This is a genomic window from Methylobacterium tarhaniae (assembly GCF_001043955.1).
Classification (GTDB): Bacteria; Pseudomonadota; Alphaproteobacteria; order Rhizobiales; family Beijerinckiaceae; genus Methylobacterium; species Methylobacterium tarhaniae.
In genome coordinates, this window is record NZ_LABZ01000158.1 from 1 (window position 1) to 9,791 (window position 9,791).

Annotated in this window: 8 protein-coding genes and 1 pseudogene; 3 read left to right on the top strand and 6 right to left on the bottom strand. The window is 71.0% G+C overall.

From position 1 onward, the window contains the following. Both VQ03_RS21335 and VQ03_RS21340 read right to left on the bottom strand, forming a co-directional pair. A pseudogene (locus VQ03_RS21335) lies at positions 1-248 on the bottom strand (hypothetical protein); the annotation flags it as partial. A 218-nt stretch (positions 249-466) separates the two neighbouring features. Further along, positions 467-790, bottom strand: coding sequence for a hypothetical protein (locus VQ03_RS21340; RefSeq protein WP_048452921.1), 324 nt, complete (start codon positions 788-790; stop codon positions 467-469). Between the two features lie 370 nt (positions 791-1,160). Here VQ03_RS21340 and VQ03_RS21345 point away from each other — a divergent pair, with 370 nt between their 5' ends. Both VQ03_RS21345 and VQ03_RS21350 read left to right on the top strand, forming a co-directional pair. Continuing rightward, positions 1,161-2,597 carry a pyridoxal phosphate-dependent decarboxylase family protein gene (locus VQ03_RS21345; protein ID WP_048452922.1) on the top strand — a complete coding sequence of 479 codons (1,437 nt, stop codon included), beginning with the start codon at positions 1,161-1,163 and terminating at the stop codon, positions 2,595-2,597. A 306-nt stretch (positions 2,598-2,903) separates the two neighbouring features. Then, positions 2,904-4,598 (top strand): methyl-accepting chemotaxis protein, encoded by a 1,695-nt coding sequence (locus tag VQ03_RS21350; RefSeq protein WP_048452923.1) that lies wholly within the window; start codon positions 2,904-2,906, stop codon positions 4,596-4,598. 353 nt (positions 4,599-4,951) lie between these two features. Here VQ03_RS21350 and VQ03_RS21355 read toward each other — a convergent pair whose 3' ends face one another. Genes VQ03_RS21355 through larC form a run of 4 tightly spaced genes read right to left on the bottom strand, consistent with a single transcriptional unit; the run spans position 4,952 to position 8,883 of the window. Further along, a complete protein-coding gene (locus VQ03_RS21355) occupies positions 4,952-6,067 on the bottom strand; it encodes an aldo/keto reductase (RefSeq protein ID WP_048452924.1) in 1,116 nt (371 codons plus the stop codon). Between the two features lie 22 nt (positions 6,068-6,089). Continuing rightward, positions 6,090-6,767, bottom strand: a complete 678-nt coding sequence (gene larB / locus VQ03_RS21360; RefSeq protein ID WP_048452925.1) for a nickel pincer cofactor biosynthesis protein LarB — start codon at positions 6,765-6,767, stop codon at positions 6,090-6,092. Next, positions 6,764-7,588, bottom strand: a complete 825-nt coding sequence (gene larE, locus VQ03_RS21365; RefSeq protein WP_048452926.1) for an ATP-dependent sacrificial sulfur transferase LarE — start codon at positions 7,586-7,588, stop codon at positions 6,764-6,766. Before larE ends, larB begins: the two co-directional genes overlap by 4 nt. Beyond that, positions 7,585-8,883, bottom strand: coding sequence for a nickel pincer cofactor biosynthesis protein LarC (gene larC / locus VQ03_RS21370; protein ID WP_048452927.1), 1,299 nt, complete (start codon positions 8,881-8,883; stop codon positions 7,585-7,587). The genes larE and larC overlap by 4 nt, the downstream gene beginning before the upstream one ends. Positions 8,884-9,088: 205 nt before the next feature. Here larC and VQ03_RS21375 point away from each other — a divergent pair. Then, positions 9,089-9,791, top strand: a 703-nt coding sequence (locus VQ03_RS21375; protein WP_048452928.1) for an aldehyde dehydrogenase family protein, incomplete at its 3' end; no start/stop codon positions are given.

The window sequence follows — 9,791 nt, forward strand, 5'->3', positions numbered from 1 at the left end:
GGGAGGGCCCGCACGGAGCCGGTGGTCTCCGGTCCGGCGACGTTGGGCAGGAACCACGGCGCCGGCCGGTCCAGGGGTCGGGCCTCGGGCGGGCGGGCGGTGGCGTAGGGGTTGGTGACGTAGCTGCTCATGAAGGCGCCGCCGGCCGGCTCGCGGTCCCCGCCATGGGCGGAGGCCGGGAGCGGAAGGACGATCAGGGGCGAGGCGACGAGGGCGGCGGCAGCCGCGGCGGTGACGAAGCGGATCATGACGAACCTCCTGCCGCCCGCATCCCGGCGTCTCACGCGGGCGCGGCGGGATCGAGCGGCATGAGCGGGATATGGATCCGGCCCGCCTCGGCCTCCGTGCGCCGGCGCACCGGGCCGACGCGCCGCGCGGGCGCCCCAGGCCGAGAAACCTTTGAGGGGAAAGGCGTTATCCTGTGCCTTGCGGCCGCATCGGTCCGGGCATGCGCCGCAGGCTCGTCTCAGGGCAGCAGGTGCGCGTCCATCCAGGCCCGTGGAGCCGGGAGAGGCAGGCGGCGGGCGATCCAGTCGATCACCGCGTCGGGCGTGTCGAAGAGCGGGGAGCGGGCCAGGGCCTTGCAGGGCCCGTAGGTCTCCGCCACGCGCCACTTGTGCCGGTGCTCCGGCGCGGCCGAGGGCCCGGGCTGCAGGCGAACCAGCAGCGAGACCAGCTGATCGCCGAGAAAGATCAGGCAGCCGTCCAGATCCGCCCCCTCGCTCGTCACGCGAACATGGCGCTGGGTCAGCCCGCTCACCGGCCTCGTCTGGGTGCGTCGCCCGAACATCGCGCTCCTCTGGTCTTCGCCATGAACTAACATGACGCGTTAAGGAATATTGAAAGTTATACTGACAATCTGCGACATCAGCGAACGTTCCCTCTACACTCCTCTTTTCCCTACGTACACAGAAAATATCTGCTCGATCTCGCAACCTAAAAACGGTTAAACAACCGTAAATAGTGCCCACTTGATTGATCGTGACACCGTTCCGCCTCGCCATCAAGCGGGCCATCCACTGGGATCGATTGTCGGGGATGGCGCGGCCTGCCGGGCGACGCCCCGACTCGATCGACAGGAGGGCAGGCAGGAAGGCGCCCGCCGCGAAACCTGCTAGATAGCCGCGGGCACCGGAAGACCGGGCCGGCGGGAGGAGCGGATGGACGACGAGACGTTTCGGGCCTGGGCGCGCCGGGCCGCCGACTGGTCGGTGGATTACCTCGCGGGGGTCGGGGAGCGGCCGGTGCGGGCGCAGGTGGCACCGGGCGAGATCTTCCGGCAATTGCCCGAAGCCCCTCCGGCGGAGGGCGAGCCGATGGATCGGATTTTTTCCGACCTCGACCGGGTGGTGATGCCGGGCATGACCCATTGGCAGCACCCGCGCTTCTTCGCCTATTTCCCGGCCAATGCCAGCCCGCCCTCCCTGGTGGCGGAGTTCGTCACCGCGGCGCTCGCGGCGCAATGCATGCTCTGGCAGACCTCGCCGGCCGCGACCGAGCTCGAGACCCGGGTGATGGACTGGCTGCGCCAGATGATCGGCCTGCCCCAAGACTTCTCGGGCGTGATCCAGGATTCGGCCTCCGGCGCGACGCTCGCGGCGCTCCTCACCGCCCGGGAGCGGGCGCTCGGCTTCACCGGCAACGCGAACGGCCTCGCGGGCGGGCCCACGTTACGGGTCTACGCCTCCGAGCAGGTGCATTCCTCGGTCGACAAGGCGGTGCGCATCGCCGGCCTCGGCGACGCCAACCTGGTGCGGATCCCCGTGACCGGCCCGCTCCACGGCATGGACCCGGAGGCCCTCGACGCGGCCATCCGGGCCGACCGGGAGGCAGGCCTCGTGCCGGCCGCCATCGTCGCGTGCCTGGGCGGCACCGGCATCGGCGCCTGCGATCCGATCGAGGCGGTCGCGGCGGTCGCGCGCCGGCACGGGGTGTTTCTCCACGTCGATGCCGCCTGGGCCGGCAGCGCGATGATCTGCCCCGAATTCCGCGACTTGATGCGGGGTGCCGACCTCGCCGACAGCCTGGTCTTCAACCCGCACAAGTGGCTGTTCACCCATTTCGACTGCTCGGCCCATTTCGTCCGCGACCCGAAGGCGCTGACCGACACGTTGGGCCTTCGCCCCTCCTACCTGCGCACGCTGGGCCGGGACGGCGTCGTCGACTACAACGAGTGGTCGATCCCCCTCGGGCGCCGCTTCCGGGCCCTGAAGCTGTGGTTCGTGATCCGCTCCTACGGCGTCGAGACGTTGCAGGGCATGATCCGCGACCACGTCGCCTGGGCGCGGGAGCTGGCCGGGATCATCGACTCCGACCCGGATTTCGAGCTGACCTCGGCGCCGGTCCTGTCCCTGTTCAGCTTCCGCTACGCGCCTGCCGATGCAGGCATCGGTGCCGGCGCCGACGACCTCGATGCGCTGAATGCCCGCCTCCTGGAGCGCATCAACGACGACGGCCGCACCTACCTGACCCAGACCCGCCACGAGAACCGCTTCGTCATCCGCTTCCAGGTCGGCCAGACCACGACCACGCGGGCGGACGTGATGATGGCGTGGGACGCGGTGCGGGAGATCGCGGCGGGGCTGCGGGCGGGGTGAGCGGGCTTCGGACGGCCGGTGCCTCCCGGGGCGCCGTGCCGGCCGACCAGGACGGCGAGCGCAACAAGTCCTTCAAAGACAAGTTTGCGTTCAATCTTTTCTTGGTAGTGCCGCATGGATTTAATATCCTATGGCGAAATGAATAAAATACGACGAATTCATTGCGGAATCCGGCATGTCGATTGATCGTGAAGCCGGCCCGAAGGGCATGCCTGATCGGCAGGCTTGTTAACCGGTTGCTGGCAGACCTTACGTCAGGCGGCGCCATCATGCCGGGATCGACGGTTGCCCCTCGCGAGGTCGGCCGTGTCGCTCCAGTCCTTGTCCATCCGCAGCAAGCTCGTCGCTGCCTTTTCGATGCTGCTCCTGCTTCTCGGCGGATTGAGCACGGCAGGATTGTGGAGTGCCTCCACGATCAACGACCGGCTGATCGAGGTCGAGACCAACTGGTTGCCGAGCCTGCGGGCGGCCGCCGAGCTCGATGCCCTCACCGGCCGCTACAACACCAGCCTCCTCCGTCATATCCTGACGCAGGAAGCGACGATGCTGGCCCAGGTCGGCGACGATCTCGCCAAGCGCGGACGAACCATCGAGACGGTGGCCAAGACCGTCCAGGGCTACATCAGCTCGCCCGAGGAGCGTGCGCTCTTCGAGACCTTCACCAGGGAATGGCATGCGTTCACGCGTGCCGTCGACCTGATCCTCGGCCTGTCCCACAAGGGCGAGAAGGCGCAGGCCCTCACCGTCTACGAGACCCAGGGTGTCCAGCCGCGGCGGAACGCCTCGATCGCGCTCGCGAAGATCATCAAGCTCAATCAGGAGGGAGCCCACCAGGCCGAGAGCGACAGCCAGCAGGCCTATGCCCGGATGCGCCTGACGCTGATCGGGACCGGCCTCGCCGCCGTCGTGCTGGCGATCGCGCTCGCCGGCTCGATCATCCTCGGCATCTCGCGGGGCATCGGCTCGATCGTGCGCTCCATGCAGTCCCTCGCCGCGGGCGATCTCACGGCCGTCGTGCCGCATCAGGGCGCGCGGACGGAGATCGGCACGATCGCGGACGCCGTGCAGGTGTTCAAGGCCGGCCTGATCCGCATGAAGGCGCTGGAAGAGGAGACGGCGCAGGCCCGTCTCGCCGCGGAGGAGCAGCGCAAGGCCGGCATGCGCCAGATGGCCGACAGCTTCGAGACGGCGGTCGGCGGGATCATCGGCATGGTCTCCGCGTCGGCCACCGAGCTGCAGGCCACCGCCCGGCAGCTGACCTCGACCGCCACCGGGACGGCTTCGCAATCGACCACCGTGGCGGCGGCTGCCGAGGAGGCCGCCGCCAACGTCAATACCGTCGCCGCCGCCGCCGCCGCCGAGGAACTCGGCGTCTCCGTGCAGGAGATCGGCCGGCAGGTCCAGGGCTCGGCCCAGCTCGCGCAGGTCGCGGTCGGCGAGGCCGGCCAGACGGTCGCTCTCGTCCAGGCGCTGAGCCGGAACGCGGCGCGCATCGGCGACATGGTCGTCATGATCTCGTCGATCGCCAGCCAAACCAACCTGCTCGCGCTCAACGCGACGATCGAGGCGGCCCGCGCCGGGGCGGCGGGGCGCGGCTTCGCGGTGGTGGCCAGCGAGGTGAAGGCGTTGGCCGAGCAGACCGCCAGGACGACCGAGGAGATCGGACGCCAGATCGGCGAGGTTCAGGACGTGACCGGCCAGGCGGTCACGGCGATCGGCGGCATCACCGGACGGATCCGCGAGATCGATGCCGTGGCGGCCTCGCTCGCCATGGCGGTGGAGCAGCAGGGGGCGGCGACCCAGGAGATCGTGCGCAACGTGAGCCAGGCCTCGGCGGGCACCAACGAGGTGACCGGCAACATCGCGGGCGTGGCGCGGGCCTCGGAGGAGACGGGGGCGGCGGCGAGCAAGGTTCTGTCGGCCGCGTCCGAACTGTCCCGCGAATCCGAGCATCTCGGGGCGGAGGTCGCCCGCTTCCTCGCGACGGTCCGGGCGGCTTGAGGCGATCCTGCCGCCTGCGCAGGGCGGACGGCCCCTCGCTTAAGTCAGGCTTCGCCCCCGCCCCCGGCGGGCAGCGCAAAGCCGCCTCCACCTCGCGGGTCCTGCCCCGCCCGTCATGGCCCATCGCCGCGAAGCGCTCGATCAGCGAGGGGCTGTCCGCGGACGCTTCGGCAGCCCAGGCCGCGAGGCGTTTGTTGCCGCCGTGGAGTTCGGCGGAGGAGGGTCGGGGATGTCGCTCATGATGCGGCCTCTTGCCGGCGTGGTCTTGTCGCTGAGCAAGCCTTGGCGGTTGGGGAGGACGCTTGGTCCGGCCCATCGGCCGCCATCATGGCTGCGTCATCCCACCTCCCGGCTCACTCCATGGTGGGCGCCAATTTCTTCACCCCCGGCACGTCCTCGCCGAGCCAGGCGGCGTTCTTGGCGGTGCCGTCGAAGGTGGCACTCGTCTTGAACAGCTCGTACTTGCCCTCCAGCGCGTAGGGGCGGCTGCGGTTCAGGAGTTCCGCCACCGTCGCCTTGTCCATCGGCGTGAAGGTCTTCACCGCCTCGAAGGCCTGGTCGAGGTCGCGCTGGTTCTGGATGCCGGTGATGACCACCGCGGTCTGAAGGTTGAGCGAGAAGTGCAGGTACTCGATCGGCTTGATCGGCGCGTCGCTCTTCAGGATCACCCCGTCGCCGAAGGTCTTCATGGCGAGCGCCGCGATGCCGTTCTGAACGAGATAGGGCAGCACGAGGTGGCCGAAGCTGCGGAAATGCGCGTCCATCACGTTGAGGGGCATCTGCACGGAATCGAAGTGGAAGCCGCGCTCGGCCGCCACTTCGAGCATCTGGAGGTGGATGCGCGGGTCCTTGTGGCCGGTGAAGCCGATATAGCGCAGCTTGCCGGCCTTCTTCGCCTCGACGAACGCCTCCATGGCGCCGCCCTCGGCGAAGACGCGGTCGGGATCGTCGTAGCGCAGGATCTCGTGGTGCTGGACGAGGTCGATCCGGTCGGTGCGCAGGCGGCGCAGCGACTGGTCGATCTGCTTCATGGCCTCCTGCTTGGTCCGCCCGTCCATCTTGGACATCAGGAAGACCTTGTCGCGATAGCCGTTCTGCTCGAGGGCGATGCCCATCCGCTCCTCGGAGCGGCCCTCGTTGTAGTCCCAGCAATTGTCCATGAAGGTGATGCCGCGGTCGATCCCCTCATGGATCAGCCGGGTCGCCTCGGCATCGGTCACGGCGCTCTTGCCGAGGTGGAAGCCGCCCATGCCGATGGCGGAAATCGTTTCGCCCGTCCGTCCGAAGGGGCGGTAGAGCATCTCGCCCCGGCGCTCGCCGGGATCGGTGACGAGCGGCAGGTCGGCCGGATCGGTGGGCCGGGTGCCCGGAAGCGGGGCGAGCGGGGCGGCCGTGAACGCCCCCGCACCGCTGGTGACGGCGAGACCGGCCCCGAGGGCCGCGCCCTGCAGGAAGCTGCGACGTTCCATGGCGGTTCTCCTTGGACAGGCTTCATCGGGACGCCTCCGTCAGGCGGTGGGCCGCGTGGAGCAGGCGCAGGGCCGCGCAGGCCGCGCCGTAGCCGTTATCGATGTTGACGACCGCGATGCCGGGAGCGCAGCTCGCCAGCACCGCGTCGAGGGCGGCGCGACCGCCCTCCGCGACGCCGTAGCCGACCGAGGTCGGCACCGCGATCACGGCGCCGGCGACGAGGCCGCCGAGCACGCTGGGCAACGCCGCATCCATGCCGGCGGCGCAGATCACCACCGGATGAGCCCGGATCTCCTCGATCCGCCGGGTCAGCCGCCACAATCCGGCGACGCCGACATCGGCGATCAGCGTCGTGGCGTGGCCCTGGTAGGCCAGCGTCCGCTCGGCCTCCCGCGCCACCGGAACGTCCGAGGTGCCGGCCGCGACGATGGCGATGCGGGCCGGGCCTTCGACCCGCCTCGCCTCGCCGAAGAACGCGGTGCGCGAGACCGGGCAGTAATCGAGCCGGTCTTTGGTGGTGAGGGCCGCGAAGCGGTCCGGATCGAGGCGGGTGACGAGGAAGCGGGCGCCGCGCGCCTCGGCCGCCGCCAGGATGGCATCGATCTGGGCCGGCGACTTGCCGGCGGCGAACACCGCCTCTTCGAGGCCGATCCGCTCGGGCCGGGCGAAGTCGAGGGTGAATTCGTCCTGGATGCTCACCGGGCCGGCCCTCCCACCAGGAAGGCGCTGCCGGAGCGGTAGGGCGCGAAGGAGACCGGCGCCGCGGCGAGCCGCGCCGGGGCATGCGCGGCGATGCGGCGGCCGAGATCGTCCTTCGCCGGCTCGGTCAGGCCGGCGAGGCTCTGCGAATCGAGCTCGACCACGATGCCGGCGGCGCGCACCCGGCAGCGCACGGCGCTTCTGGCTCCTCTCCCGGCTCCCGTGAGCGTGAGGTCCTCGCCGACCAGCCGCTCGACGGCGTGGATGAAGGCCAGGGTCTCGGGCTCGATGCGGATGCCGGTCTCGACCCGGCTCGACAGGCACGGGGCGGCCGGCAGCTCCGCCACCGCGCCGAGGCCGAGGTCGCGGGCGAGCGCCCGCACCATCGCCTTGCTGAACCCCGCCTCCACCAAGGGATGGCGCACCCCGTGCTCCCGGGCGGCGTCGAGGCCGGGGCGGTACTCGCCGAGATCGTCGAGATTGGCGCCCGAGACGATCTGCCGGTCGGTGACGCGCCGGATCGCCCCGTAGAGGTTGGTCTTGCAGAAGAAGCAGCGATTGACCGGGTTGTCGCGATAGGCGGGGTCGGCGAACTCGCCGGCCTCGATCACCCGGAGTTGCCAGCCTTCGCGGGCCGCCTCGTCCCGCACCCGCTCCGTCGCCTCGCCCGGCACGGCGGGAGAGACGGCATGGACCATCAGGGGTGAATCCCGCGCGGTGCGATGCGCGATCGTCGCCAGGGTCAGGCTGTCGACGCCGCCGCTCACCGCGACGGCCACCGGGCCGAGTCCGGCGAGGACCTGTTCGAGGCCCGCGCTCATCGCTCGTCCTCCGGCAGCGAGAGGGCCAGGCGCTCGGCCTCGCGGCGCAGGGCCTGGCGGGCGGCGTGGCCCTCGGTGGAGAGCGCGTCGTCGGTTTCCGCCTTGGCGGTGCGCCCGCCGGGCCGCTCCACGCTCTTCACCCTGACCGTCTTTCCTCCGACCTCCACGGTGTCGAGGCGCCGCGTGAGCGCCGCGCCCGAGACGGTGTGGTGGCGCAGGCCGATCGTGGTGGTCTCGCGGAAGCAGGCCTCGATCGCCTCCTCGATCGCGTCGGCCCGGGCCAGCGCCCGGACATGGGTCATCATGCGGCCCTTCTTGCCGAAAACCGGCATCTGCACGACGTCGAAGATCTTGGGGTGGGCCCGCAACCGATCGAGCCCCATGGCGAGGTCTTCCGCCGACTGGTCGTCGACCTCGAACTCGATGATGCCGAGCTCGCGGTGGCCGGGCGATCCGGTCTCGCCCTGCTCCTCGAAGGCCAGCACCCGCAGCACGTTGCTCAGGCCCGGCAGCACCTTGGTGCCGAAGCCGAGGCCGCTGCGCAGGAGCCGGCGCGGCCCGCTCCTTCGGGCTTGGCCGCCGCAGAGATGGCGCAGGATCGCCGCCCCGGTCGGGGTCACGCGCTCGCCCGGCACGCCGTCATCGAGGGTGAGGAAGCCTTCGAGCAGGAGCGCGGTCGCCGGGGCCGGCACCGGCAACGGCCCGTGCTGGGTCATGACCCGTCCCGAGCCGAGCGGCAGGGCCGAGACCGACCAGCGCGTCGCGCCGATCGCGTCGATGAGGTGCGCGGTCGCCACGATGTCGGCGATCGAGTCCCAGGCCCCGACCTCGTGGAACGCCACCTCCTCGACCGGGATGCCGTGCACCTGTGCCTCGGCCTGCGCCAGATGCCCGAAGATCGCTAGCGCATGGCCGAGCACCGCGGGGGCGAGCCCGCTCGCTTCGAGGTCGCGCCGGATGCCGGACCAGTGCCGGTGCGCGTGCCCGCCACCGTGATGGTGATGGCCGCGAGGGTCGTGGGGGTGGTCGCCATGGTGGTGATGGTGATCGCCGTGATGATGGGCGTGCTCGTCCGCCGGCCGCTCCGGGGCCTCGCCCTCCGGACCCGTTACGGCGAACCGCCGCCCCTGGAGCACCCCGTCGCCATGGGCGAGGAGCGCGCAGGCCGTCCGGCCGCGGCTCGCCCGTGCCACGCTCGCGCGCAGGCCCGCCTCGTGCTCCGGAAAGGCGTCGAGGAGCGCCGCCACGACCATGTCGCCGGCCACGCCCCCGACGGCGTCGAGATGGATCTGCATCGTGTCCTTCGTCGCGGCGTTGGACTAACGCCGGTCGAGGGCACATCGGCCCGCGCGGGCCCGCGGCAAGCGCTCGGGACAGACGGTCGCAGCGGGCCAGGATTCTCGTGAGCGGATTTTTATCCGCAGCCCCGGTGGATCATTCCCAGCCCGCCGGGGCATAAGCGCGCGCAACGACCGACACGGACAGGAGAGGACGCGACCCATGCCCATCACCGGAGAGAACCTGATCGGCGCCGCCGCCCGCCGCGGCGAGGGCGAGAGCTTCCGCGCCGTCGAGGCCGCCACCGGCAACAGCCTGGAGCCGGCCTTCGCGTCGGCGACGGGGACGGATGTCGAGCGGGCCTGCGCGCTCGCCGCCGAAGCCTTCGATACCTACCGCGAGACCTCGCTGGAGGACCGCGCTCGCTTCCTGGAGGCCGTCGCCGACGCCATCATGGCCATCGGCGACGAGCTGATCGTCCGCTGCATGGCCGAGAGCGGCCTGCCCCGGGCCCGGCTCGAGGGCGAGCGCGGCCGCACCGTCGGCCAGCTCCGGATGTTCGCCGGCGTGGTGCGCGACGGCGGCTTCCTGGAAGCCCGCATCGACCCGGCCCAACCCGAGCGCAAGCCGCTGCCGCGCCCCGACCTGCGCCTGCGCCAGATCGCCGTCGGCCCGGTCGCGGTGTTCGGCGCCTCGAACTTCCCCCTCGCCTTCTCGGTGGCGGGCGGCGACACGGCCTCGGCGCTCGCCGCCGGCCGCCCGGTGGTGGCGAAGGCCCACCCGGCCCATCCCGGCACCTCGGAACTGGTCGGCCGCGCGGTGCAGGCGGCGGTGAAGTCCTGCGGCCTGCCGGAGGGCGTGTTCTCGCTCCTCCTCGATGCCGGCATCGCGGTCGGCCAGGCCCTCGTCGCCGATCCCCGCATCG

Coding starts and splice junctions, on each gene's coding strand:
- VQ03_RS21340 (WP_048452921.1), bottom strand. CDS start 790: ATGTTCGGGCGACGCACCCAGACGAGGCCGGTGAGCGGGCTGACCCAG.
- VQ03_RS21345 (WP_048452922.1), top strand. CDS start 1,161: ATGGACGACGAGACGTTTCGGGCCTGGGCGCGCCGGGCCGCCGACTGG.
- VQ03_RS21355 (WP_048452924.1), bottom strand. CDS start 6,067: ATGGAACGTCGCAGCTTCCTGCAGGGCGCGGCCCTCGGGGCCGGTCTC.
- larE (WP_048452926.1), bottom strand. CDS start 7,588: ATGAGCGCGGGCCTCGAACAGGTCCTCGCCGGACTCGGCCCGGTGGCC.
- larC (WP_048452927.1), bottom strand. CDS start 8,883: ATGCAGATCCATCTCGACGCCGTCGGGGGCGTGGCCGGCGACATGGTC.